We start from the raw sequence: 24,182 nt of genomic DNA, 5'->3' as shown, positions 1-24,182 counted from the left end.
ACACTCCTCTTAAGCTTCGATATTATTTATATTGTTTCGCATGCGCGCCAGCACATCAATGAGCAGGCGGCGTTCTTCTGCGCTTACATTTGCGAGCATTTCCTTCATGAAACGCTCCTTTTCCTTCTTAGAAGACTCAATTCGCTCTCTTCCTTGGTCTGTTAACCGAACAAGGGTGATGCGGTTGTCCTCAGGCTTGCGCCGCCTTGATACCATGCCTTTAGCTTCCAGCTGTTTCAGGTGTCTGGTAACGGCTGCGCTATCGATATTTACTTTCTTTTGAAGGTCGCTTTGACTGATCTCATCTGCATGATAAAGCAATGTCAGCAATTCCAAACGAGATTGGCTGATGCCCGTGCATGCCTCGAACTTCACGCCAATCACCTTGTTCACGCCTTGCAGCTGATATAAAATCTCGGCTTCCTCTGAACAAAATGACGCCAAAACCCATCCCTTCTTTCCTGTCAAAACTATTAATTGATATATCAATGATTGACACGTCAATTAATATACAACGATTGATTTCATCTTGCAAGCCATTTGCACTCTAGAAAAACCTCCCAGCGTATAAAATTCGCTAGGCTAGAACTTAGCAAAAAAAGTTGGCCGCTTCTTCAGATGATGCTGGTCACGATGATTCCCTGCATCATTCCCATTTATAGGTGTTCGGAATATCACTTTGCCGAGCCCATGCTCAAGCGGCTTTCACAGGCTGAAAGTTATGATACAATATACAAATGTTTCACAGCTTCAATCCATAGTTGGAGCTGACATCCATTATATAAGGGACTAGGTTGAAGGGAAGGTTTGATAACATGCTGCACAATCCAACTGGAAAAGAACGCTTGGCACTAGCGTTTCTGCTCGGCATGCTTGCTATATTGGGCCCGCTTAATATAGATATGTATTTGCCAAGTTTTCCTGAAATCGCGGAAGATTTATCAGCAAGTGCTTCACTTGTTCAGTTAAGTTTAACAGCCTGTCTGGTCGGACTTACGATCGGCCAGCTGATTGTCGGGCCGGTCAGCGATGCGCAGGGAAGACGAAAACCGCTATTAATCTGTATTTTTTTATTTGCGTTATCTTCTCTGTTTTGTGCACTGTCGCCCAATATAACAACTTTAGTGGCTGCGCGTTTTTTACAGGGCTTCACTGCTTCTGCAGGGCTTGTGCTGTCTCGCGCAATCGTCCGCGATGTGTTTACCGGAAGAGAGCTTTCTAAATTTTTCTCGCTGTTAATGGTCATTACCGCGGTGGCGCCAATGGTTGCGCCTATGACAGGCGGTGCCATTTTGCTTTTGCCGTTCGCAACGTGGCATACAATTTTTCACGTTCTCATGATCATCGGATTTTTACTAGTTCTTCTGATTGCATTGAGGTTAAAAGAAACGCTTCCGCCGGAAAAACGGATTCCAAGCTCAATCGGAACATCCGTCAAAACGATGGGCAGCCTGCTGAAGGATCGGTCCTTTATGGGGTACGCGTTAACTGTCGGATTTATTCACGGGGGAAGCTTTGCATATGTGTCTGGTACGCCTTTTGTATACCAGGATATCTACGGGGTGTCTCCGCAGGTATTTAGTATTCTTTTTGGCATTAACGGGCTGGCGATTATATCGGGCAGCTTTATCATCGGGCGCTTTGGCGGAATCATTCATGAAAAAAGCCTGCTTCGTATAGCGGTCATTACGGCTGTGATTGCGACGGCTGTGCTATTAACCATGACCATGATTCACGGTCCTCTTGCTACATTAGTCATATCCATTTTCATTTACATGATTACGATCGGCATGGTTCTGACCAGCACGTTTACCTTGGCCATGGAAAAGCAGGGGCACCGCGCCGGAAGTGCAAGTGCGCTGCTTGGGATGCTCCCGCTGCTCCTCGGTTCAATCGTGTCACCGCTTGTAGGCATTAATGAGACAACAGCCGTTCCGATGGGAGCCATCATGTTTGTAACAGCTGTCATCGGCTCACTGGCGTTTTTTGGATTAACGAAAGAACGAGTAGGGCAGAATTCATAAAAAAACCTGACATGACGTCAGGTTTTTTGTTTTATTTAGAATAACAACAGCAGGCCTGCAATCGCCGGAGTCAAAAAGATGGCTGATTTCAAAACCACCTTTGGCATGAGGTTGGTGAATTTCGCGCCTACATAGGCACCGCACATTGTCCCGACCAGAACTTTGACAAGCAAAACGTAATCAACAAAACCTTCTGTGATATACCCGATGCCTCCACCTACAGCCAGAGGGATGATCACAAGCATCGTCGTTCCGACAGAATGGCGAATGGACAGATTCAGCATAATCATTAAACCAATTTGAATAAAAGGTGCCGACCCAATGCCGAATGTGCCGGAAAGAACGCCGGCTGCAATTCCTAAGATGACCGCTCTCGTATACGTTGAAAGAGTGCTTTGATTCACTTGAGCCTTCTCTTTTAAAATAAATAATCTGATTAAAATGAGAATTGCTGATAAAAATAACATTCCAGCCGTCAAATAATGAAGCAAATCAGCCGGAATAAAAGAAGTCAGCTTGGCGCCGAAAAATGAGCCAACCGCAGCAAAGCCTCCGACTATTAAGCCGATTTTCATTTGAATGTTACCCTCGCGATAGTGGCTGTATGCCCCTGATAAGCTTGTAAAAGCCATGCCGGCAAGCGAAGTGCCTAAAGCCGTATGAATCGGGATATGGAAAAGAAGCGTTAAAAGGGCAATGACAAAGCCGGCTCCACCGGCGCCAATAAAGCCTAAAATAATTCCTAGAAGAAACATAACAAGAATAATGAGCATATTTTTTCCTCCATTGAAAAGATGTAAAAATGTAATCGTGCGCTATTCTGGCGGAGGTATGGTGTCCTATTGACGAAGAAAAACACGCCGTTTTTTCAGTTGCCAGTAGTCCGTCGACCGTCGTTCAGCAAACATATCGTACCTCAAATTCAGGGATCTGACAAGGCAGTTTGTTGCTTCCCATTACCATCTGTTATATGATTTTGATGAAGAAAAGCCCTTGAATATATTCAAAAGAGGTATTATATATGGACGATTTTAAATTAGATAAGCCGACTCCCTACTACCTGCAATTTTATAACCAGCTAAAAAAAATGATCTTCAACGGGACTTTTAAGCCTGGGGAACGGATAAACGAAACACAGCTGGCGAAAAGCTTTGGCGTCAGCCGCTCTCCGATAAGGGAAGCCATGCGATTGCTTGAGAAAGATGGTTTGTTAAAAGCGGATGACCGAAATGGGTTTTCGATCACGTCGTTAACGGCAAAAGATGTAGATGAGATTTATAAAATCAGAATTCCGCTGGAGCAGCTGGCAGTCGAATTAGTCATAGACGAAGCGGACGAAGAAGAGCTGACCATACTCGAAAAACAGCTTGAAGAAACAGAGAAAGCCATTCGCAACGGCACGAAAGATACGGAAATCATTCGTTTAAATCAAAAATTTCATGAGTTGCTGGTTGATTTCAGCCATAACAGACATTTGAAAAATTTGCTTGAGCATGTAAATGACCTGATTCATTTTTGCAGAATTCTTAATTATACCGGCGACCACCGTGCAGAAACGATACTGCGTGAGCACCGCAGGATATTTGAAGAAGTGAAAAAGAAAAACAAAGAAGCAGCCAAACAGCATGTGCTGGCTCATTTCAATCATGACTGTGAGCATTTGAAGCATGTGCTTGAAGAAGGAAAAGAGAATTGATTTGTATGATCCGGTACCAAGGGGGAGCAGAACCCTTGGTATTTTTTTATGTATTCACCACATATCTAAGAGGCCCCGTTAATAAGATTTTATGATGGATTGACTAACGAATAATGGGGGTTAAACATGTTTATCCATATCGTCGGGCCTGGTGATTCTTTGTTTTCCATAGGCAGAAGATACGGTGCTTCTGTTGATCAAATACGGGGTGTGAATGGTTTAGATGAGACAAATATCGTGCCGGGGCAGGCTCTGCTTATCCCTCTTTATGTATATACGGTTCAGCCGGGAGACACGCTGACCGCCATTGCGGCAAAAGCATTTGTTCCCTTAGAGCGGCTGCGGGCCGCAAACCCGGGCATCAGCCCAAATGCTTTACAAGCGGGAGCAAAAATAACGATTCCTTCGATCTCAAATTACATTGCGGGAACATTGAGTTTTTATGTGCTCCGTAACCCAGACCTCGATCGGGAATTAATCAATGATTATGCGCCATACTCGTCTTCGATTTCGATTTTCGAATACCATATTGCACCGAACGGCGACATTGCAAACCAATTGAATGATGCGGCCGCTATTGAGACAACTTGGCAAAGGCGAGTCACGCCGCTGGCAACAATAACGAACCTTACATCAGGAGGCTTCAGTACGGAGATTGTTCACCAAGTACTGAACAATCCAACAGCGAGAACCAATCTGGTCAACAACATTTATAACTTAGTTTCCACAAGGGGATATGGGGGTGTCACAATCGATTTTGAGCAGGTGAGCGCCGCGGATCGCGATCTTTTCACTGGGTTTTTACGCCAGCTGAGAGATCGACTTCAGGCGGGAGGGTATGTGCTGACGATAGCTGTTCCTGCAAAAACAAGTGATAATATTCCATGGCTGAGAGGCTACGATTACGGGGGATAGGAGCGGTTGTCAATTATATGTTTATCATGGCTTATGATTGGCATCATGCCGGAAGTGAGCCGGGTCCTGTAGCGCCGATTACTGAAATAAGGAGAACCATTGAGTTTACGATTGCGCAGGTGCCGAGCAGAAAAATCATTATCGGAGTCCCGCTCTACGGGTACGACTGGATCATCCCGTACCAGCCGGGCACAGTTGCTTCAGCGATTTCAAATCAAAACGCAATCGAAAGAGCGATGAGGTACCAAGCCCCGATACAATATTCAGCCGAATATCAATCACCGTTTTTCCGGTACAGTGATCAGCAGGGGCGGACGCATGAGGTATGGTTTGAGGATGTCAGGAGCATGAGCCGGAAGATGCAGATCGTCCGCGAATACAGATTGCAGGCTATTGGCGCTTGGCAGTTAACGCTGGGCTTTACACCGGGCCCATGGCTTCTGCGGAAATTTTTTACGATCAGAAAAGTGTAAAAAAAAGACACCAGAGCTGGGGTGTCTTTTTTTTGATTAAGTCCAGAGCAGCAGAATAGTTCATTCATTTGTACCTTGCATGGGTTGTGTTCCCATTTTACGATTAGTAGTAGTCTGATTAAACAAAGAGTCAGAATACGATTTGAGAGGGAGTTGTCTACATGAAGACAGTATTGATTTTGAATTTTCCTGCGGAAGGCCATGTGAATCCTACCTTAGGCATTACAAAAGCGTTTTCCGATAAGGGATATGATGTCCATTATATATCCACTGAAAAATATAAAAAACGATTAGAAGCAGCGGGAGCAACGGTCCATCTTCACCGGGATCTGCTGCGAACGACACCTATTCATGTCGGTTCGCCCAATGGCATTCTTGATTTCGTGAAAATCCATATCAAAACGTCATTGGACATTTTACAGATTGTCAAAGACTTATCTAAGAGCATTCAATTTGATTTTGTTTATTATGATAAATTCGGCGCGGGGGAATTGGTGAGGGATTACTTAGATATTCCAGGGATCTCTTCATCGGCGTCTTTCTTGTTTGGCGAGGAGCACCTGAAAATCCTGCCGCTGCATCCGGAGTCTGGAGCGCCGCTTGAATTGGATCAAGAGTGCGAAGATCTTTTGGCAAAAATGAAAGAAACGTACGGTGTTGCCCCGAAAAACCTGGTTCAATTCATGAACAATAAAGGGGAATTGAACGTAGTGTATACAAGCCGTTATTTTCAGCCAGAAAGTGATCGTTTCGGGGATGAATGTCTGTTTATCGGGCCGAGCTTTCCAAAGAGAGCGGAAAAAACAGATTTCCCGATTGAACAGCTAAAAGATGAGAAGGTCATTTATATTTCAATGGGAACTGTACTGGATCATACAGAGGATTTCTTCAACCTTTGTATTGATGCATTTTCAGGCTTTAACGGAAAAGTCGTCATCGCTGCCGGAGAAAAAGCGGACCTGACCAAATTAAAGCAGGCGCCGGAAAACTTTATCATTGCTCCGTATGTCCCTCAGCTGGAAGTGCTGGAGCAATCGGATGTTTTCATTACACACGGCGGAATGAACAGCGTAAACGAAGGCATTCATTTCAGCGTGCCACTGGTTGTCATGCCTCATGACAAGGATCAGCCGATGGTGGCGCAGCGTCTCTCTGAACTCCATGCAGGCTATGTCATCTCTAAAGATGAAGTCAATGCCCAAATATTAAAACAAGCCGTAGATGAGGTTTTGCGCAACGATCAGTATACGGCAGGCATTAAAAAAATCAATCAAAGCTTCAAAGAATGTATGGACATGGAAGAAGTGATGGAGCGGATTGATGAGTTGATTCGCCAAAAAAACAAATAAGAAAAAGAACTCCCGTACCTTGTACGGGAGTTCTTGATTTAAAACTTGATTTTGATTTTTTGAGCATCGCTGATTTTCTTATGGTTATGGTCAAAGACGTCACTTGTCGTGATTTCGATCCACTTGATCTTTTTTGTTTTCTTCTCAGCATCCGCGGCCTTATCATGAGCATGGCCGCTTGATGCGTTCACAATAAAGCCGAGATTTCCGGACTTTTCGGCGCCGCCTTCCAATTCGCCGTTTAACTCTTCAAGATAAATATCTTTGTTCCAATCAAAGGTTTCACCCGAATTTGTTTTCATCAATGCAATCGGCGCAACATTTACTTTTTTTGTAGAGGTGTTCTTGATATCAACGAAAACCTTAACGAAATCAAACTCTTCATCATGTGTTAACTCATGAAAGTAATCAATCATGCTGTAGTCCGGGCGCAAGTGGATCAGCTTCATTTCTTTTACTGTTAACTCCACGTCGCCAATCTTATAGGTTTTGTTCACTTGTTTGATATCTTTTAAGACAGCTTTTCCTTTATCATCTGAAAACGTTTGGCCGACCTTAAGCAATGACCGGTCATCAGTTACCTGGGAATTAGGCTGATAATTATCTGTGCTGTCCTTCTGGGATGAAGTGCTTTGCGGCTCAGCTTTTACTGTTTTCTCCCCGCTTGCATGCTGTTTTTCAGTACTGGCGTTTGATGAGCAGCCCGCAAGCATGATAGCAAAAACGAAAATTGAAAGAATTCTTCTCATGATGATTCCTCCATTAAAAAGAGATCCCGTTACTTCATACAAGCAACGGGACACCTTGTATTCTTTTATTTATCGTTAATCTTAATGTTGTATTGTAAAGCCTTGAAGACATTTTTGGCGATTTCTGTATTGTCGATTTGGCCGGCAAATGTCTCACTAGACGGACCGTATGCATAGACGGGCACATCTTCACCGGTATGTCCGCCTGTTGTCCATCCAGTGTGAGAGCGTTTATTAAAAATGTTCTCGATTGCGTTATCGATATCCAGCACTTCCTTCGATTTTGCCGCTTCTTCGACAGATTGAATTTCGGCTTTTGTTAAAGCCAATTTCTTTTGATCGATATATGTTTTCAACGTTTTTTCAACATCCGCGCCGTCAGCGATCTTTTCTGCCATAAAGTCAGGTGTGCGCTTTGCGGCTTTAATGGGTTCACTGAACCAATTGTAGATGCCGTCCGCACCGATGGAATATCCGCCGGTTGAGTGGTCAGCCGTTGCCACAACCAATGTGTGCTTGTCTTTTTTGGCGAAATCAATAGCCGCCTTATAAGCTTGTTCGAAGTCTTCCATCTCGCTCATGGCGCCGACGATATCATTGTCATGGCCCGCCCAGTCAATTTGGCTGCCTTCCACCATGAGGAAGAATCCGTCTTTATCCTTGTTTAATTTTTTAATGGCTGTGTTTGTCATATCTTTAAGTGATGGGATATCCTTCGTCCGGTCAATCTTTTTAGGCAGGCCGCCGTCAGCGAATAGGCCGAGAACTTGGCTGTCTTTGTTTTTCAGCATGTCCTTGCGGTTATCCACGTAGCTGTATCCCGCTTTTTTGAATTCCTTGATCAAATTACGGTCCTTACGGTCAAAATTGCTCTTTCCTCCGCCTAAAAGGACATCAATTTTGTGCTTGCCGTTGACCATCTCATCAAAATAATCATCCGCAATTGAGTTCATATTTTTTCGGCTATGGTCGTGTGAACCGAAAGAGGCCGGAGTGGCGTGTGTAATTTCTGAAGTGGCCACAAGTCCTGTTGCTTTTCCTTTTTCTTTCGCAGCTTCAAGCACCGTTTTGGCTTCTGATCCGTCGTTATCAACGGCTATGGCATTATTGTATGTTTTAATTCCCGCAGACATAGCTGTTGCCGCCGCTGCAGAATCCGTTACATTTTGTTCAGGATCATCGGGGTAAGTTGTTTGCTGGCCGACAAGGTACTGATCAAAAGCCGTAGGCTCCACAACTTTTGTCTTTTTATTATCCTTTAAGTATCGATAAGCAGACGTATAAGACACACCCATACCATCACCAATCAGAACAATAACATTTTTAATTTCGTCTTGGTTCCCCTTTTTCTTTTCCTGGGCGCTGGCTTCAGGCACACTGCCGCTGGCTAAGCTGCTGAACGCAATTGATGATAAAACCGCGATAGGCAGTAATTTCTTCGGGAATTTTTTCAACTGGATAACCTCCTAAATATAGATGAATCTCAATGACAACCCAATTATATTTTTAAACTGTTAAGCTAGTATTAATCGATTTTAAAGATTGGATTTACAAGAATAATGAACTGCTATCAAAAGAAGGAAAGAGTGATAGTACTAAAGAAATAAATTGGAGGAATAGATACTGGCCGTGGATAGGCGGACTGAAATCTGCTATAGTCGCATAGAAGCAACCCGCTTACATCTTGAACAATTTTAAGTATTATGTTGGAAAGAGGTATTGTGTAAGCACATGTCTGAGCAGTTCATATGGAGTGGCATCATTTTATTTTAGGAGGGAACAACATGGACGTTTTTTCTGAGTATTTAGCGGGGATTGATGACCCGTTCCACCGAGAAAGAACGGAAGAGGTGTTAACTTGGATAAAAAATAAATATCCAAATTTACATACAGAAATAAAATGGAACCAACCGATGTTTACGGATCACGGTACATTTATTATTGGCTTTAGTGTTTCTAAAAAGCATTTAGCTGTCGCTCCTGAAAAAGTAACGATAGCGCACGTAGAGGATGATATTGTGAAGGCCGGATATGATTACACCGAGCAGCTGATACGTATCCCTTGGAACGGTCCAGTTGATTACACGCTACTTGAGAAAATGATTGCGTTTAATATTCTGGACAAGGCGGAATGCTCCACTTTTTGGCGGAAATGAAAAAAGTAGAAAAGGCATAACATATGAGCTGTATAAAATATGCTATTCCTTTTCATTTGTCTATTTTTCGTTTTGATCATCTATTGCTGCTTTTCTTCAAACAAGGTCATTTCATTGAGCGTAAGCTGGCTCGCAGAATAATGATTACCTTGTTTCCATTTCACTTCAATCGTAATATCATGGCCTTCAAGCTCATGTTCATCTAACCGCTCTAAAAAAGAAACGGACTTTTCCTTTGCGCTTCCATCACGATAAGTGCCTCCAGCATAATCATGCATCGGGATTTCCGTGTCAGAACTCAGCAGAATTTCATCATCCTTTTTTACAATCAGTGATTCCAAATAAGTGTTGTCTGTTTCATGTGGTTCACCGATCCAATAAAGTTCGCCGCTGTATTCATTCGGTGCATCTTCATTTTTTTTTGAAAACAGCTTCCCAATTCTGGTCTTTGCTTTCTCCCTGCCAATTCGGATACTCCAAACGAACATGATGAATCAGGTGATAGGAAAAAAAGATCAAGCAGAGAGCGATTAATAGGAATGCCGTGAAAATGAGAGGGTATTTATAATGACTGGACATAAAAGACTCCTATTCGTTTAATCAATTACCTTCGAAAATAGAATTTCATCCCGAATCAAAATGCCGTTTTCAGCCACCTCGGGAATCTCCGGCTTGAGTCGGCGCGCTTTTTCAACTGCGTTCGGAAACACTTCGGCGAATTGATAGCTTCTCTTTTGATAAAACGCCATCGCATGTACATTATCATTCGTTGTGATAAGCTTTATTCGTTGACAATGTGCATGTTTAGCCGTCTCTTCAACCTGCTGAAGTAAAGCTGTGCCGATTCCTTTATTTTCAATCATACTATCTAATGAAATAATTTCACAATCTTTCCCATCTATTGTGTATGTAATACAGCCAATGATTTCGCCGCTTTCATTTACTGCGGCAAATCCATCTAATTCATCACACCGAAAAATGCCGCTGGAGATCGCCATCTCGGGTGTACCCCAATGCTTGGCAAAAAAATCGGTCAACATCTGTTTCGCTATCTCATTGTTTGGGATGATGATCATCATAACACTCCTCTATTGAAAGATTGCATATGTACTATCAATATTAAACAATATATAACAAAAAAAATAGATGTTGAGGTGACGGCATGGAAATCAGCGATGTCATTTACGGGCAGCACCATATAGACAGAGTGCTGGAAGAGCTTATCAAAAGCGCTCCTGTGCAAAGATTAAAAGGAATCTATCAAGGCGGAGCAAGCCTTTTAGTCAATCGAAAGTGGAATGTGACCCGGTATGAGCACTCCATCGGCGTAATGCTCCTCATCAAAAAGCTCGGAGGAACGATAGAAGAACAGATTGCAGGTCTGCTCCACGACGTATCACACACAGCTTTTTCTCATGTGGTCGACGTTGTCTTTGAAAATCAAGCAGAAGACTATCATGAAAACATCTTTCAACAAGTCATTGTTCACTCTGAAATCCCGGACATTTTACAAAAACACGGCTATCATACTGAAGAACTTTTATCTGACGATTCAAGGTGGACATTGCTCGAACAGCCCGCACCGGAGCTGTGTGCTGATCGGACAGACTATACGCTGCGTGATATGTACCGATATGGACACATTAACCTGCACGAAGCGCAAACCTTTTTGGATCATCTTATTGTGAGAAACGGAAGGATGTTTCCTGATAGTATTGAAGCTGCCGAATGGTTTGTCAGTGTGTACTACAAGGAAGTGATTGATTTCTTTTTGAATCCCATGAATGTATATGGATATGAGTATTTAGCGCGAGCATTGAAGGCAGCGCTGCGGCATGATGTCATATCCGCAGAGGATCTGCTGAAAACGGACCAAGAGGTACTGAACATCCTGCGTGCATCAAAAAATGAAGAAGTTCTGAGCTTGCTTACATCTATTCATCCCGGCATACAAGTAATAGAAGATGACATCCAGTACGATTTCCATCAAAAGAAGAAAATGCGCCTAATCGATCCATCCATTTTTCTTGATGGCGAATGGATCAAATCCTCAGATGCTTCTGAAAAGGTGAGGAAAATGGGTGAGGCCGCTTATCAAAAAGCAAAAAAAGGTGTGTATATAAAAGTCTTAAATCAATAAATGCCGCCTGACAGCGGCCTTTTTTCATGTTTGGCTTTGCAAACAAAGGGGAATAGGACAAACTGCGGGAACGCATTATGAGAATATCAGCGTATTTACATACCGTTCGGGGGTATAGTATTATCGAGAGGGCATGTTTTCATTGTCTGCGGGCAAAAGTTACAGGAAAAAAATGAAGCAAAGGAGAATGAACATGAAAATCTCTAAAAATGCACTGGGAATTCTGATGTTATCTCTAGTTTTTGTTTTATCAGCATGCGGCAATAACAACAGTACGAAAGAAAGCACACATGACAATCATTCAGACTCCTCATCACATGAAGAGATGGACCATTCCGGATCAGCTGACGTTCCAGAGGGATTACAGGAATCTAAAAATCCGAAATACAAAGTAGGCAGCCAAGTAATCATCAATACTTCTCATATGAAAGGCATGAAAGGTGCCGAAGCTACGGTAACAGGCGCCTATGATACAACGGCGTATGTGGTTTCTTATACTCCGACTAATGGGGGACAGCGTGTGGATCATCATAAATGGGTGATCCAAGAAGAAATCAAAGATGCCGGAGATAAAACGTTACAACCCGGAGATCAGGTGATTTTAGAGGCTTCTCATATGAAAGGCATGAAAGGAGCAACAGCCGAGATCGATTCCGCGGAAAAAACAACTGTATACATGGTTGACTATACATCGACAACAAGCGGCGAAAAAGTGAAAAACCACAAATGGGTCACCGAAGATGAGCTATCAGCTAAATAATAAAAAATCCTCCTTTTACAAGGAGGATTTTTTTGCTGTTTGAACAGGTCTTGTTAAAGAAATGAAAGCAAACAGGACAGCGATGATCACAATTGACCCGCCGCACCATGCTGTTGACACTACAGTACCCGTCTGATCCAAAACAACACCGCCAATGGCTGAGCCAAGGGCAATTCCGACTTGGAGGGCCGATGTGTTAAAGCTTTGCTGAATGTCAGACGAATCAGGTGCAATTTCAATTAAATAGCTTTGCTGAGCCGGGGCGAGGCTCCAGCTCAGAAGACCCCAAATCACCATGACAGGCAAAAAGAAAATCATAGACGATGTAGACAGCGGCAGTAAGAACATAATGATGGCAAAGGAACCGGTCACCAGCAAAATGCTCTTAAAGGAACCAAGCCGGTCAGATAGCGCTCCTCCGAAAGGGCCTCCGCATACAGCAGATATCCCGAACAGGAAATAACAAATGCTGACCCAGAAAGAGCTCAGGTGAAGAGTCTCTTCTAAAAACGGTGCAAAGTAAGCGTAAAGCGTGTAGTGGCCAGCTAATGTAAACATCGTGACGAGGTGTGAACTCGCGATTTTCAGATTACCGATCGTCTTGAGCTGTTCCCGGAAAGGAATCATTTTCTCCGCCGGTATTCTTTCAAAGAAGATTGAAATAATCAGCATGGAGATCAGCGCCAACAGGCCGATGCCAAGGAACAAAATCCGCCACCCGAAGGAATCGCTGATTAAGATTCCGAGCGGCACGCCTAATGCGATAGCAGAGCTGAAACCCATAAAAATAATTCCGATTGCGCGGGCTCTGTATTCAGGCGCTACAATTTTCGGGGCAATCGTTAAAGAAAGTACAACAATCAGCCCTGTACTCATCGCCGCCAATACCCTAGATACCATCAATGTTGCGAAATTAGGGCTGAAGTAGGCGACAAGATTGCTAAGGAAGAAAACAAATAAAGCAATTAAATATAAGCGCTTCCGCTCAATCTTCGCAGTCAATGCCAAAAGCAGCGGCCCAGATACTGCATATCCCAGCGCAAACACACTGATCAGCTGTCCGGCTGAAACAATGGAAATGTCTAAATCATTTGCGATCTGAGGAAGAATTCCCCCCACAATTAACTCAACCAATCCGACTGCAATCGTAGAAGCTGCAAGCAGGAAAACTTTGAAATTCATAACAAACTCCTTTACTTAAATGTTTTGATAAATAAAAAAAATCCTGATTACAAAAAATGTCATAAACAAATTTTGTAATCAGGATTTTACGGTTCCTGGTAGACACCCTCAAACCATATTATTGAGGTTATACAAGTGATAATAGCTATTTAATTGATTCGTTTCCGTTGATGAGTGTACCACATTATGAATGAATCTTCCATAGAAAAATTTACAAAACGGTGAACCGGACAAAAATATGATTATATTTATTTTATAAAAGTATAGACATTTAAAATTAAATGACTATAATAATAAATGTAAGCGTTTTAATAACAGGGGGGATAGCAGTTGAAAAAAATATTACTCGCGTGCAGTTCAGGAATGTCTACCAGTTTATTGGTGACAAAAATGAAGGAATACGCACAGTCTATCGGTGAGGAAGCGGAGATTTGGGCTGTTGGCCAAGATAAGGCAAAAGAAGACATGAGAAAAGCGGATGCCGTTTTGATCGGTCCGCAAATGAGCTTTCTGAAAAGCGAGCTCCAAAAAGAAGCAGATCAATACAACATTCAAGTTGAAGTCATTGACATGATGGCCTACGGAATGGCAGATGGGAAAAAAGCGTATGAGCAGGCATTGTCCTTAATGGTGAATCAATAATGGAACAGATGAAAATCACGAATTTAACAGACGAGCAAATCAGTTTTCAGCTAATCCTGCACAGCGGAAATGCCCGCAGCTGCATCATACAATCACTGCGCGCCTACAAAGAAGGGAACAAGGACGAGGCTGATGCCCTCATTGCCAAGGCTGAGCAGGATTTATCCGCGGCCCATGACATTCACTTTCAAATGATACAGAAGGAATCCGGCGGAGAAGCAACAGCTTTTTCATTGCTGCTTATGCATGCAGAGGATCATCTGATGTCAACATTATCCATGAAAGAATTAGTGAAAGAGATGCTTGATCTCTTTAAAACCAAGAATCTATAAATAATCGGGGTGGATAGGGTGTTCGAGAAAATCAGCCAATTCCTTGTTCCAATTGCAGGGAGGTTAAACAATAACCGCTATTTGCAAGTGTTGCGTGATGCATTTATGCTGGCTTTCCCGCTGACGATATTCGGGTCCATTTTTGTTGTGTTAACGAATTTGCCGTTTCTAAACAAAATCATGAACGCCTCAATGCTTACGTCGTTTCAGTCTCATTTCGGCATTGCCTCCACGGCGACAATGGGCATTATGTCTGTCTTTGTTGTGTTCGGGATAGGCTATTACCTGTCAAAAAGCTATCAGGTCGAAGCTGTATTTGGCGGAGCGATCGCTTTGGTTTCCTTTTTGCTCTTAACGCCATTTATCATTCAGCCAGAAACAGGAGATGCCATTACAGGGGTTATCCCGGTCGATCGTCTCGGTGCAAAAGGGATGTTTCTTGGGATGATTACGGCATTTCTTTCTGGTGAAATTTACAGAAGAATCGTTCAAAAAAACCTGACAATCAAAATGCCAGCCGGCGTTCCGCCTGCTGTAGCAAAATCATTTGCCGCACTTATTCCGGCTTTTATCACATTGACCGTATTTTTGTTGATTAACGTAATGGTGACTCTGTTTTTTAAAACAAATATGCACGACGTTATTTATCACGCGATTCAGGCTCCGCTTGTCGGACTTGGAAGCGGTATCATTCCAACGCTGATTGCCGTGTTTTTCATACAAATTCTTTGGTTTTTCGGACTGCATGGACAGATCATTATCAACTCCGTGATGGACCCGATTTGGAATACACTGCAGGTAGAAAACCTTTCTGCTTACACGGCGGGAAAAGAAATCCCTCATATTATTTCAAAACCGTTTATGGAGATTTATACAGTAGGGATGGGCGGAACCGGGATGACGCTTGCGATTGTGTTTACCATTCTCATATTCATGAAAAGCAGGCAGATGAAGCAAGTATCAAAACTTGGCCTCGCTCCCGGTATTTTTAACGTAAACGAACCGATTATCTTCGGGCTTCCGATTGTCATGAATCCGATCATTATTGTGCCTTGGGTGCTGGCACCGATGGTTGTTACGCTCGTCACCTATCTGGCTATGTCAGCCGGGCTCGTTCCGCCTCCGACTGGTGTGACAGTGCCGTGGACGGTTCCATTGTTCATTAATGGCATCATGGCGACGAACTCAATCATGGGGGGCGTGATGCAGCTTATCAATCTGCTGATTGTCTTCGTGATCTGGTTTCCGTTCCTAAAAGCAATGGATAAATTAAATCTGGCAAAAGAAAAAGAACAGGCTGTGCAGGAGACAGCTGCTCAGCAAAATGATAACAGCATAAAAATGTGACATAAGGGGAGAGAGACTTGGCACAAACAGAACAATATCGTTTTCCAAAGGATTTTTGGTGGGGATCATCGGCTTCAGCAACACAAACGGAGGGTGCCGCCGACAGAGACGGAAAAGGCCAGAATATATGGGATTATTGGTTTGAAAAAGAACCGCATCGTTTTTTTGATCATGTCGGCCCCGCAGACACATCCCAATTTTACGACAACTATAAAGAAGATATCAGGCTGATGAAGGAGCTTGGCCACAACTCGTTCCGGATGTCGATTTCCTGGTCACGTTTAATACCAAACGGAACGGGCGAGATCAACGATAAAGCCGCAAATTTCTATAACAATGTCATTGATGAGTTAATCGCTAACGGAATTGAACCTTTTGTCAATTTGTTTCATTTCGATATGCCGATGGCGCTTCAAAAAATCGGCGGCTGGGTCAACAGAGAGACGGTTGACGCGTATGAAAACTATGCAAGAACTTGCTTCCGTTTGTTTGGCGGCCGGGTGAAAAAATGGTTCACGCATAATGAACCAATCGTTCCCGTAGAAGGCGGATACCTATATGATTTTCATTATCCAAACAAGGTAGACTTTAAAGAGGCCGTCCAGGTTGGATTTCATACGATGCTGTCAAGTGCCCGCGCCATTCAGGCTTACAGGGAGATGGAGCAGGACGGAAAAATCGGAATCATTTTAAATTTGACCCCATCATACCCGAGAAGCAGCCATCCGGCGGATGTAAAAGCCGGGGAAATCGCAGACGCGTTTTTTAACAGATCCTTTTTAGACCCATCTGTCAAAGGCGAATTTCCAAAAGAGCTGGTTGACATTTTGAAGCATGAAGGCTTTATGCCTGATTACAACGCTGAAGATCTTGACATCATCAAAAAGAACACGGTTGACCTGTTGGGAGTGAATTATTACCAGCCGAGACGTGTGAAAGCGAAAGAACATCTTCCGAATCCCGACGCTCCTTTTTTGCCTGACAGGTATTTTGATCCCTACGTCATGCCGGGCCGCAAAATGAATCCGCATCGCGGCTGGGAGATCTATGAAAAAGGCGTTTATGATATTTTGATCAATTTAAAAGAAAACTACGGAAACATCGAGTGTTTTATCTCTGAAAACGGCATGGGGGTTGAAGGTGAAGAGCGCTTCAGAGATGAACAAGGCATCATTCAAGATGATTACCGGATTGAATTTATAAAAGAGCACCTCAAATGGATTCACCGCGCCATACAGGAAGGCTCGAACGTAAAAGGCTATCACTTATGGACGTTCATGGACAACTGGTCTTGGACAAATGCCTATAAAAACCGATACGGATTTGTATCAGTCAATCTTGAGAAAGACGGAGAAAGAACCGTCAAAAAGAGCGGAAATTGGTTCAAAAAGGTTGCTGAGCAAAGCGGTTTCTAGATTTTCCTAAAGGTCAAGATCTTCCGGCAATCATCATAACGAATAGAGATGACGAAAATCCGCAACATTGATGAAATAGGGAAAAGAACTTATGATATCCGTAAAAGCTTATGTGATATCAGACTCTAACAGCTGCCGGAGGATACCAATGAATAAATACGAAATCATTGCAAATGAAATGAGAAATAGAATTAAAAATAACGTATATCCGATCGATCAGCCCATTCCTGATGAAGTATCTCTTGCAAAAGAATTTAACTCAAGCCGCATGACGATGAAGAGAGCCTTGGATAATTTAGTTGCCGAGGGTCTGCTGTTTAGAAAACGAGGCCATGGCACGTTTATTATTCAATCTGCAATACAGGATGACCATGTCCATGTAGTCAGCAATGAGATTCTCGGATTGACCAACTTGCTGAAAGATAAAAAAATCCAAAGCAAGGTCATTCAGTTTGAAGTGCAATTTCCCACTGAGGAAGTGGCCGCCCATTTGTCTATTGATCAAAAAACACCGGTTTATTATGTCGTTCGGCTGCGAATTGTAGAAGGTGAACCCTATGTATTGGAAAAAACATATATGCCGACTCATTTAATACCGGGCATTAATGACGATGTCCTTCATGATTCGATCTACAATCATATTACAAATGTGCTGCAGCTCAAAATCGCCGGAACGCATCGGAAAATCAGAGCATGCAAATCTGATCATATTGACCAGCAGCATCTGGGCTGCAAACAGGATGATCCAATTCTGGAAGTGGAACATGTGGGCTTCTTAGATACCGGGATTCCATTTGAATATTCCTTTTCACGTCATCGGCATGACAAGTTTGTTGTGACTTCTGTAAACATACGGCGCTGATTGCGGAGACAACAAGGAGGCCATCTGCATGCTTGGCGGTATTGAAGCAGGCGGCACAAAGTTTGTTTGTGCTGTCGGTAGAGAAGATGGAACGATCATTGACAGGATAGAATTCCCCACAAAGATGCCGGATGAAACGATAGAGAAAGTGATTCAATATTTTCGCCAATTTTCATTACAGGCAATCGGCATCGGCTCCTTTGGTCCTGTTGATAACGATAAAACGAGTCAAACATACGGTACCATTATGGCCACGCCGAAAGCGGGCTGGAGACACTACCCCTTTTTGCAAACTGTTAAGAACGAAATGAAAATCCCAGTCGGATTTAGTACAGATGTCAACGCTGCGGCGCTGGGTGAATTCCTTTTCGGTGAAGCGAAGGGTCTCGACAGCTGCCTGTATATAACGATTGGTACTGGCATCGGTGCGGGCGCAATTGTAGGGGGCAGGCTCCTTCAGGGGCTGTCGCACCCAGAGATGGGCCATATTTATATCCGGAGGCACCCGGATGACGCATACCAAGGGAAGTGTCCTTATCATGGAGATTGCTTTGAAGGCTTGGCTTCCGGTCCCGCCATTGAAGCGCGCTGGGGAAAAAAAGCCGCGGATTTATCAGATATAGCACAAGTCTGGGAACTGGAAGGGTACTATATTGCCCAAGCACTGGCTCAGTATATTTTGATCCTTGCACCTAAAAAAATCATTCTTGGCGGCGGCGTCATGCAACAGAAACAAGTGTTTTCTTATATCTATCAATATGTACCGAAAATCATGAACAACTACTTAGATTTTTCTGAATTGTCAGATGATATAAGTGATTATATTGTACCTCCACTTTTAGGCTCTAACGCCGGAATCATCGGCACGCTAGTTTTGGCGCACCAGGCCTTACAAGCAGAGGCAGCATCCGGGGAGGTGCGATCATGACGCATCCTTTATTTTTAGAGCCTGTCTTTAAAGAAAGACTATGGGGAGGGACGAAGCTTCGTGACGCTTTTGGCTACGCAATACCCTCACAAAAAACAGGTGAGTGCTGGGCCGTTTCTGCACATGCCCATGGCTCGTCGTCTGTAAAAAATGGCCCGCTGGCAGGAAAGACACTAGATCAAGTATGGCAAGATCATCCGGAGATTTTCGGTTTTCCAGATAGGAAGGTGTTTCCGCTGCTGGTAAAATTGCTGGACGCCAATATGGATCTCTCCGTGCAAGTCCATCCTGATGATGATTATGCAAAACTGCACGAAAATGGCGACCTTGGTAAAACGGAGTGCTGGTATATCATTGATTGCAAAGATGACGCCGAACTAATTTTGGGACATCATGCAAGCACAAAGGAAGAGTTCAAACAACGAATAGAAAGCGGTGATTGGAACGGGCTGCTGAGGCGAATCAAAATCAAGCCCGGAGATTTCTTTTATGTGCCAAGCGGTACACTCCATGCTTTATGTGAGGGAACCCTTGTCCTTGAAATCCAGCAAAATTCTGATACAACGTATCGCGTATACGATTATGACCGCTGTAATGACCAGGGCCAAAAAAGAACTCTTCATATAGAAAAAGCCATGGAAGTCATAACGATACCGCATATCGATAAAGTGCATACACCGGAAGTAAAAGAAGTTGGTAACGCTGAGATCATTGTTTATGTGCAATCAGATTATTTCTCAGTGTACAAATGGAAGATTAGCGGCCGAGCTGCTTTTCCTTCACATCAAACCTATTTGCTGGGGAGTGTTCTGAGCGGATCAGGACGAATCATAAATAATGGTATTCAGTATGAATGCAATGCAGGCTCACACTTTATTCTGCCTGCGCATTTTGGAGAATTTACAATAGAAGGAACATGTGAATTCATGATATCTCATCCTTAATGAATGGGGGAGTTGCATTTGTTTAAGAAACATACGATCTCTTTGCTCATTATATTTTTACTTGCGTCTGCTGTTTTAGCACAACCAATTGAAGCGCATACTGTGTCGCCTGTGAATCCTAATGCCCAGCAGACAACAAAAACAGTGATGAACTGGCTTGCGCACCTGCCGAACCGAACGGAAAACAGAGTCCTTTCCGGAGCGTTCGGAGGTTACAGTCATGACACATTTTCTATGGCTGAGGCTGATAGAATCCGAAGCGCCACCGGGCAATCGCCTGCTATTTACGGCTGCGATTATGCCAGAGGATGGCTTGAAACAGCAAATATTGAAGATTCAATAGATGTAAGCTGCAACAGCGATTTAATGTCGTATTGGAAAAATGGTGGAATCCCTCAAATCAGCTTGCACCTGGCGAATCCTGCTTTTCAGTCAGGGCATTTTAAAACACCGATTACAAACGATCAGTATAAAAAAATACTAGATTCTTCAACAGCAGAAGGGAAGCGGCTGAATGCCATGCTCAGCAAAATTGCTGACGGACTTCAAGAGCTGGAGAACCAAGGTGTGCCTGTTTTGTTCAGGCCGCTGCATGAAATGAACGGTGAATGGTTTTGGTGGGGACTTACATCATATAACCAAAAGGATAATGAAAGAATCTCTCTATATAAACAGCTCTACAAGAAAATCTATCATTATATGACCGACACAAGAGGACTTGATCATTTGATTTGGGTTTACTCTCCCGACGCCAACCGAGATTTTAAAACTGATTTTTACCCGGGCGCGTCTTACGTGGATATTGTCGGATTAGATGCGTATTTTCAAGATGCCTACTCGATCAATGGATACGATCAGCTAACAGCGCTTAATAAACCTTTTGCTTTTACAGAAGTCGGCCCGCAAACAGCAAACGGCAGCTTTGATTACAGCCTATTTATCAACGCAATAAAACAAAGATATCCTAAAACCATTTACTTTCTGGCATGGAATGATGAATGGAGCCCAGCTGTAAACAAGGGGGCTTCAGCTTTATATCATGACAGCTGGACACTCAATAAGGGAGAAATATGGAATGGCGATTCTTTAACGCCAATCGTTGAGTGAATCCGTAATGTCACAATTAAGAAGGTGCTCAAGAAGTTTCTTGAGCACCTTCCCACTGGATTAAGCATTCATATCGCCTAACCCAGGACTGTGTTCATTTGGTATTTCAGGAAGCACTGGTACGGGAAAACCTGCCGGAGGATCTATGACTTGTAACTCTCCGCCATTTCGGCTTGGAGATTTCCCCTGATAGATTTCACCGATTCTCGTTTCATCCAACCTAAAGTTAAACTGTGCATTATGGTAGCCTAATTCGACATACTTTCTGCACTCAGGATATTTATTAATGTCATAATTCGGTACAGGGAGGAGCTTCGCCCACTCAACGCCCAATGTCTCGAGCGCTTTCGCGAATGCATTCTGGTGAGCATTGTCGCGTACAATCAGAAAAGCAAGTGTTTCGCGGAACGTCTGATTAGAGCTCATTTCATAAATTCTTGTTTTTTGCAGCACACCTGTCGACTCAAGAAGCAGATTATCAAGCAGGTCAGTAATTAAGTTTCCGTGGTTATACACCCACGACCCGTTCCACGGATTGCCCCCTGCATCAACAGGAAGGGAACTTTGCGCTCCAATAATATAATGATGAGGATTAGCATGTTTAACCGCTTCATCAAGTGGCGCTTGATCTGCACCTTGACTGCCGACACCTTCACCGCCTGATTCATCTAATAAAGCATTGATTGTGTTTTGAACCAGTTCAACGTGGGCAATCTCCTCCAAAAAAATGCCGCGAAGCAGATCGCGGTACTGTTTCTGCTTTCCTCTGAAATTAGAGCTTTGGAAAAAAAACTGCATCATTGTACGCATTTCTCCGTAATGACCGCCTAATATCTCCTGCAGGACCTTAGCAGCTGCCGGGTCTGGTTTGTCCGGTTTAATGATATTAATCAGTTCCTCTTTGTAGTAATACATAACACGCCTCATTTCTTCTTAAGAGATTTTCTTATATTATTTGTAAGATGAGATAAAATATATACATGAGAAGGGGTGAAAGAAGAGAATAAAAAAATACAGAAAAAGTGTTGACCAAATAAAACAGGCATGGTATATTATTAAACGTCGCTGATGAACAGCGTGAAACAAAACGAAAAACAAAAAAAGTTTTTCTAAGGTGTTTACAAGATTTTAAAAATGTGTATAATAAGAAAAGTCGAATTGAAAAAGATTCGAAAAAACATTTTAAAAAACTTCTTGACTTCACCATCAAATGATAGTATGATAGTTAAGTCGCTTGATAAGCGCCCGTAGCTCAATTGGATAGAGCGTTTGACTACGGATCAAAAGGTTAGGGGTTCGACTCCTCTCGGGCGCGCCATTTAAGATACCACGCGGGTGTAGTTTAGTGGTAAAACCTCAGCCTTCCAAGCTGATGTCGTGAGTTCGATTCTCATCACCCGCTCCATTATTGAATGATCTTTGAAAACTAAACAAGACAAAACGTACCTGTTAATTCATTTTTATAAATCGCACAGCGATGTGCGTAGTCAGTCAAACTAGGGCCTGCACGACGCAGGTCACACAGGTGTCGCCGCAGGATGCGGTGAACTTAACCTGTGATCCATTTATCGGAGAGTTTGATCCTGGCTCAGGACGAACGCTGGCGGCGTGCCTAATACATGCAAGTCGAGCGGACAGATGGGAGCTTGCTCCCTGATGTTAGCGGCGGACGGGTGAGTAACACGTGGGTAACCTGCCTGTAAGACTGGGATAACTCCGGGAAACCGGGGCTAATACCGGATGGTTGTTTGAACCGCATGGTTCAAACATAAAAGGTGGCTTCGGCTACCACTTACAGATGGACCCGCGGCGCATTAGCTAGTTGGTGAGGTAACGGCTCACCAAGGCAACGATGCGTAGCCGACCTGAGAGGGTGATCGGCCACACTGGGACTGAGACACGGCCCAGACTCCTACGGGAGGCAGCAGTAGGGAATCTTCCGCAATGGACGAAAGTCTGACGGAGCAACGCCGCGTGAGTGATGAAGGTTTTCGGATCGTAAAGCTCTGTTGTTAGGGAAGAACAAGTACCGTTCGAATAGGGCGGTACCTTGACGGTACCTAACCAGAAAGCCACGGCTAACTACGTGCCAGCAGCCGCGGTAATACGTAGGTGGCAAGCGTTGTCCGGAATTATTGGGCGTAAAGGGCTCGCAGGCGGTTTCTTAAGTCTGATGTGAAAGCCCCCGGCTCAACCGGGGAGGGTCATTGGAAACTGGGGAACTTGAGTGCAGAAGAGGAGAGTGGAATTCCACGTGTAGCGGTGAAATGCGTAGAGATGTGGAGGAACACCAGTGGCGAAGGCGACTCTCTGGTCTGTAACTGACGCTGAGGAGCGAAAGCGTGGGGAGCGAACAGGATTAGATACCCTGGTAGTCCACGCCGTAAACGATGAGTGCTAAGTGTTAGGGGGTTTCCGCCCCTTAGTGCTGCAGCTAACGCATTAAGCACTCCGCCTGGGGAGTACGGTCGCAAGACTGAAACTCAAAGGAATTGACGGGGGCCCGCACAAGCGGTGGAGCATGTGGTTTAATTCGAAGCAACGCGAAGAACCTTACCAGGTCTTGACATCCTCTGACAATCCTAGAGATAGGACGTCCCCTTCGGGGGCAGAGTGACAGGTGGTGCATGGTTGTCGTCAGCTCGTGTCGTGAGATGTTGGGTTAAGTCCCGCAACGAGCGCAACCCTTGATCTTAGTTGCCAGCATTCAGTTGGGCACTCTAAGGTGACTGCCGGTGACAAACCGGAGGAAGGTGGGGATGACGTCAAATCATCATGCCCCTTATGACCTGGGCTACACACGTGCTACAATGGACAGAACAAAGGGCAGCGAAACCGCGAGGTTAAGCCAATCCCACAAATCTGTTCTCAGTTCGGATCGCAGTCTGCAACTCGACTGCGTGAAGCTGGAATCGCTAGTAATCGCGGATCAGCATGCCGCGGTGAATACGTTCCCGGGCCTTGTACACACCGCCCGTCACACCACGAGAGTTTGTAACACCCGAAGTCGGTGAGGTAACCTTTTAGGAGCCAGCCGCCGAAGGTGGGACAGATGATTGGGGTGAAGTCGTAACAAGGTAGCCGTATCGGAAGGTGCGGCTGGATCACCTCCTTTCTAAGGATATTATACGGAATATAAGACCTTGGGTCTTATAAACAGA

The 24,182-nt window shown here is 43.9% G+C and carries 21 protein-coding genes, 2 tRNA genes, 1 rRNA gene, 2 pseudogenes and 1 riboswitch; of the genes and pseudogenes, 18 read left to right on the top strand and 8 right to left on the bottom strand.

Annotation, left to right across the window (positions count from 1 at the left end; genetic code table 11):
- Window positions 1–9: 9 nt before the first annotated feature.
- Complete coding sequence (locus BGM23_RS19000; protein ID WP_015252703.1) at window positions 10–504, bottom strand: MarR family transcriptional regulator; 495 nt, start codon at window positions 502–504, stop codon at window positions 10–12.
- 311 nt (window positions 505–815) lie between these two features.
- Here BGM23_RS19000 and BGM23_RS18995 point away from each other — a divergent pair, with 311 nt between their 5' ends.
- A complete protein-coding gene (locus BGM23_RS18995) occupies window positions 816–2,024 on the top strand; it encodes a Bcr/CflA family efflux MFS transporter (protein ID WP_015382899.1) in 1,209 nt (402 codons plus the stop codon).
- Between the two features lie 35 nt (window positions 2,025–2,059).
- Here BGM23_RS18995 and BGM23_RS18990 read toward each other — a convergent pair whose 3' ends face one another.
- Entirely contained in the window at window positions 2,060–2,797 is a 738-nt protein-coding gene (locus BGM23_RS18990; protein ID WP_003234130.1) for a sulfite exporter TauE/SafE family protein, read from the bottom strand.
- A 248-nt stretch (window positions 2,798–3,045) separates the two neighbouring features.
- On the opposite strand from BGM23_RS18990, the gene BGM23_RS18985 reads away from it, so the two are divergent.
- From BGM23_RS18985 to BGM23_RS18975, 3 genes and pseudogenes are all read left to right on the top strand, one after another.
- The gene (locus BGM23_RS18985; protein WP_029725842.1) at window positions 3,046–3,720 is read left to right on the top strand and encodes a GntR family transcriptional regulator; all 675 of its coding nucleotides are present in this window, start codon (window positions 3,046–3,048) and stop codon (window positions 3,718–3,720) included.
- A 126-nt stretch (window positions 3,721–3,846) separates the two neighbouring features.
- Window positions 3,847–5,108, top strand: a pseudogene (locus BGM23_RS18980) (glycosyl hydrolase family 18 protein).
- Window positions 5,109–5,269: 161 nt separating this feature from the next.
- On the top strand, window positions 5,270–6,457 hold the full coding sequence (locus BGM23_RS18975) for a macrolide family glycosyltransferase (protein ID WP_029725843.1): 1,188 nt from the start codon (window positions 5,270–5,272) through the stop codon (window positions 6,455–6,457).
- A gap of 38 nt (window positions 6,458–6,495) precedes the next feature.
- Here BGM23_RS18975 and BGM23_RS18970 read toward each other — a convergent pair whose 3' ends face one another.
- Complete coding sequence (locus tag BGM23_RS18970) at window positions 6,496–7,206, bottom strand: membrane lipoprotein lipid attachment site-containing protein (protein ID WP_029725844.1); 711 nt, start codon at window positions 7,204–7,206, stop codon at window positions 6,496–6,498.
- A gap of 65 nt (window positions 7,207–7,271) precedes the next feature.
- On the bottom strand, window positions 7,272–8,660 hold the full coding sequence (phoB, locus tag BGM23_RS18965) for an alkaline phosphatase family protein (RefSeq protein ID WP_029725845.1): 1,389 nt from the start codon (window positions 8,658–8,660) through the stop codon (window positions 7,272–7,274).
- 330 nt (window positions 8,661–8,990) lie between these two features.
- On the opposite strand from phoB, the gene fra reads away from it, so the two are divergent.
- Window positions 8,991–9,362 carry an iron chaperone frataxin gene (gene fra / locus BGM23_RS18960; RefSeq protein ID WP_015252695.1) on the top strand — a complete coding sequence of 124 codons (372 nt, stop codon included), beginning with the start codon at window positions 8,991–8,993 and terminating at the stop codon, window positions 9,360–9,362.
- A gap of 80 nt (window positions 9,363–9,442) precedes the next feature.
- Here the strand turns inward: fra and BGM23_RS18955 are convergent.
- Together BGM23_RS18955 and BGM23_RS18950 are read right to left on the bottom strand one after the other, a co-directional pair.
- A pseudogene (locus BGM23_RS18955) lies at window positions 9,443–9,941 on the bottom strand (YdhH/YoaO family protein).
- A 17-nt stretch (window positions 9,942–9,958) separates the two neighbouring features.
- On the bottom strand, window positions 9,959–10,441 hold the full coding sequence (locus BGM23_RS18950; RefSeq protein WP_080477812.1) for a GNAT family N-acetyltransferase: 483 nt from the start codon (window positions 10,439–10,441) through the stop codon (window positions 9,959–9,961).
- Between the two features lie 83 nt (window positions 10,442–10,524).
- Between BGM23_RS18950 and BGM23_RS18945 the strand changes: the two genes are divergently transcribed.
- Together BGM23_RS18945 and BGM23_RS18940 are read left to right on the top strand one after the other, a co-directional pair.
- A complete protein-coding gene (locus BGM23_RS18945) occupies window positions 10,525–11,502 on the top strand; it encodes an HD domain-containing protein (RefSeq protein WP_029725847.1) in 978 nt (325 codons plus the stop codon).
- 142 nt (window positions 11,503–11,644) lie between these two features.
- A complete protein-coding gene (locus tag BGM23_RS18940; RefSeq protein ID WP_072557152.1) occupies window positions 11,645–12,262 on the top strand; it encodes a YdhK family protein in 618 nt (205 codons plus the stop codon).
- Window positions 12,263–12,277: 15 nt separating this feature from the next.
- On the opposite strand, the gene pbuE is transcribed toward BGM23_RS18940, so the two are convergent.
- On the bottom strand, window positions 12,278–13,444 hold the full coding sequence (gene pbuE, locus BGM23_RS18935) for a purine transporter PbuE (protein WP_003234105.1): 1,167 nt from the start codon (window positions 13,442–13,444) through the stop codon (window positions 12,278–12,280).
- A gap of 55 nt (window positions 13,445–13,499) precedes the next feature.
- A riboswitch (purine riboswitch) is annotated at window positions 13,500–13,599 on the bottom strand.
- 175 nt (window positions 13,600–13,774) lie between these two features.
- Between pbuE and BGM23_RS18930 the strand changes: the two genes are divergently transcribed.
- The 8 genes from BGM23_RS18930 (at window position 13,775) to gmuG (ending at window position 21,021) form a co-directional block, all read left to right on the top strand.
- Window positions 13,775–14,086 carry a PTS sugar transporter subunit IIB gene (locus BGM23_RS18930; RefSeq protein WP_003242472.1) on the top strand — a complete coding sequence of 104 codons (312 nt, stop codon included), beginning with the start codon at window positions 13,775–13,777 and terminating at the stop codon, window positions 14,084–14,086.
- Entirely contained in the window at window positions 14,086–14,418 is a 333-nt protein-coding gene (locus BGM23_RS18925; RefSeq protein WP_015252690.1) for a PTS sugar transporter subunit IIA, read from the top strand. Before BGM23_RS18930 ends, BGM23_RS18925 begins: the two co-directional genes overlap by 1 nt.
- An 18-nt stretch (window positions 14,419–14,436) precedes the next feature.
- Window positions 14,437–15,765, top strand: a complete 1,329-nt coding sequence (gene celB / locus BGM23_RS18920; protein WP_003244271.1) for a PTS cellobiose transporter subunit IIC — start codon at window positions 14,437–14,439, stop codon at window positions 15,763–15,765.
- A 17-nt stretch (window positions 15,766–15,782) separates the two neighbouring features.
- Window positions 15,783–17,180 carry a 6-phospho-beta-glucosidase GmuD gene (gene gmuD / locus BGM23_RS18915; RefSeq protein WP_029725849.1) on the top strand — a complete coding sequence of 466 codons (1,398 nt, stop codon included), beginning with the start codon at window positions 15,783–15,785 and terminating at the stop codon, window positions 17,178–17,180.
- A gap of 148 nt (window positions 17,181–17,328) precedes the next feature.
- A complete protein-coding gene (gmuR, locus tag BGM23_RS18910; RefSeq protein WP_015715336.1) occupies window positions 17,329–18,042 on the top strand; it encodes a transcriptional regulator GmuR in 714 nt (237 codons plus the stop codon).
- Between the two features lie 28 nt (window positions 18,043–18,070).
- A complete protein-coding gene (gmuE, locus tag BGM23_RS18905; protein WP_029725850.1) occupies window positions 18,071–18,970 on the top strand; it encodes an ROK family protein in 900 nt (299 codons plus the stop codon).
- Window positions 18,967–19,914, top strand: a complete 948-nt coding sequence (gene manA, locus BGM23_RS18900) for a mannose-6-phosphate isomerase, class I (RefSeq protein WP_029725851.1) — start codon at window positions 18,967–18,969, stop codon at window positions 19,912–19,914. Before gmuE ends, manA begins: the two co-directional genes overlap by 4 nt.
- Window positions 19,915–19,932: 18 nt before the next feature.
- Window positions 19,933–21,021, top strand: a complete 1,089-nt coding sequence (gene gmuG / locus BGM23_RS18895; RefSeq protein ID WP_029725852.1) for a mannan endo-1,4-beta-mannosidase — start codon at window positions 19,933–19,935, stop codon at window positions 21,019–21,021.
- A 60-nt stretch (window positions 21,022–21,081) separates the two neighbouring features.
- On the opposite strand, the gene BGM23_RS18890 is transcribed toward gmuG, so the two are convergent.
- Complete coding sequence (locus BGM23_RS18890) at window positions 21,082–21,936, bottom strand: manganese catalase family protein (protein WP_015382918.1); 855 nt, start codon at window positions 21,934–21,936, stop codon at window positions 21,082–21,084.
- A 326-nt stretch (window positions 21,937–22,262) separates the two neighbouring features.
- Here BGM23_RS18890 and BGM23_RS18885 point away from each other — a divergent pair.
- From BGM23_RS18885 to BGM23_RS18875, 3 genes are all read left to right on the top strand, one after another.
- Window positions 22,263–22,339: transfer RNA gene (locus tag BGM23_RS18885), tRNA-Arg, on the top strand.
- A gap of 13 nt (window positions 22,340–22,352) precedes the next feature.
- Window positions 22,353–22,426 (top strand) — tRNA-Gly (locus BGM23_RS18880).
- A 160-nt stretch (window positions 22,427–22,586) separates the two neighbouring features.
- A 16S ribosomal RNA gene (locus BGM23_RS18875) occupies window positions 22,587–24,136 on the top strand.
- The last annotated feature ends 46 nt before the right edge of the window (window positions 24,137–24,182 follow it).

This window comes from Bacillus sp. FJAT-14266, from assembly GCF_001719225.1.
GTDB lineage: Bacteria > Bacillota > Bacilli > Bacillales > Bacillaceae > Bacillus > Bacillus subtilis.
This window is presented reverse-complemented; position numbering and strand designations above follow the sequence as displayed.

What these genes read in the sequence shown, in the direction of transcription:
- BGM23_RS18950 (WP_080477812.1), bottom strand. Translation starts at nt 10,441, where the DNA reads ATGATGATCATCATCCCAAACAATGAGATAGCGAAACAGATGTTGACC.
- pbuE (WP_003234105.1), bottom strand. Translation starts at nt 13,444, where the DNA reads ATGAATTTCAAAGTTTTCCTGCTTGCAGCTTCTACGATTGCAGTCGGA.
- manA (WP_029725851.1), top strand. Translation starts at nt 18,967, where the DNA reads ATGACGCATCCTTTATTTTTAGAGCCTGTCTTTAAAGAAAGACTATGG.
- BGM23_RS18995 (WP_015382899.1), top strand. Translation starts at nt 816, where the DNA reads ATGCTGCACAATCCAACTGGAAAAGAACGCTTGGCACTAGCGTTTCTG.
- BGM23_RS18925 (WP_015252690.1), top strand. Translation starts at nt 14,086, where the DNA reads ATGGAACAGATGAAAATCACGAATTTAACAGACGAGCAAATCAGTTTT.
- BGM23_RS18890 (WP_015382918.1), bottom strand. Translation starts at nt 21,936, where the DNA reads ATGTATTACTACAAAGAGGAACTGATTAATATCATTAAACCGGACAAA.
- BGM23_RS18970 (WP_029725844.1), bottom strand. Translation starts at nt 7,206, where the DNA reads ATGAGAAGAATTCTTTCAATTTTCGTTTTTGCTATCATGCTTGCGGGC.
- gmuE (WP_029725850.1), top strand. Translation starts at nt 18,071, where the DNA reads ATGCTTGGCGGTATTGAAGCAGGCGGCACAAAGTTTGTTTGTGCTGTC.
- BGM23_RS18985 (WP_029725842.1), top strand. Translation starts at nt 3,046, where the DNA reads ATGGACGATTTTAAATTAGATAAGCCGACTCCCTACTACCTGCAATTT.
- BGM23_RS18945 (WP_029725847.1), top strand. Translation starts at nt 10,525, where the DNA reads ATGGAAATCAGCGATGTCATTTACGGGCAGCACCATATAGACAGAGTG.
- gmuR (WP_015715336.1), top strand. Translation starts at nt 17,329, where the DNA reads ATGAATAAATACGAAATCATTGCAAATGAAATGAGAAATAGAATTAAA.
- BGM23_RS18990 (WP_003234130.1), bottom strand. Translation starts at nt 2,797, where the DNA reads ATGCTCATTATTCTTGTTATGTTTCTTCTAGGAATTATTTTAGGCTTT.
- fra (WP_015252695.1), top strand. Translation starts at nt 8,991, where the DNA reads ATGGACGTTTTTTCTGAGTATTTAGCGGGGATTGATGACCCGTTCCAC.
- BGM23_RS18975 (WP_029725843.1), top strand. Translation starts at nt 5,270, where the DNA reads ATGAAGACAGTATTGATTTTGAATTTTCCTGCGGAAGGCCATGTGAAT.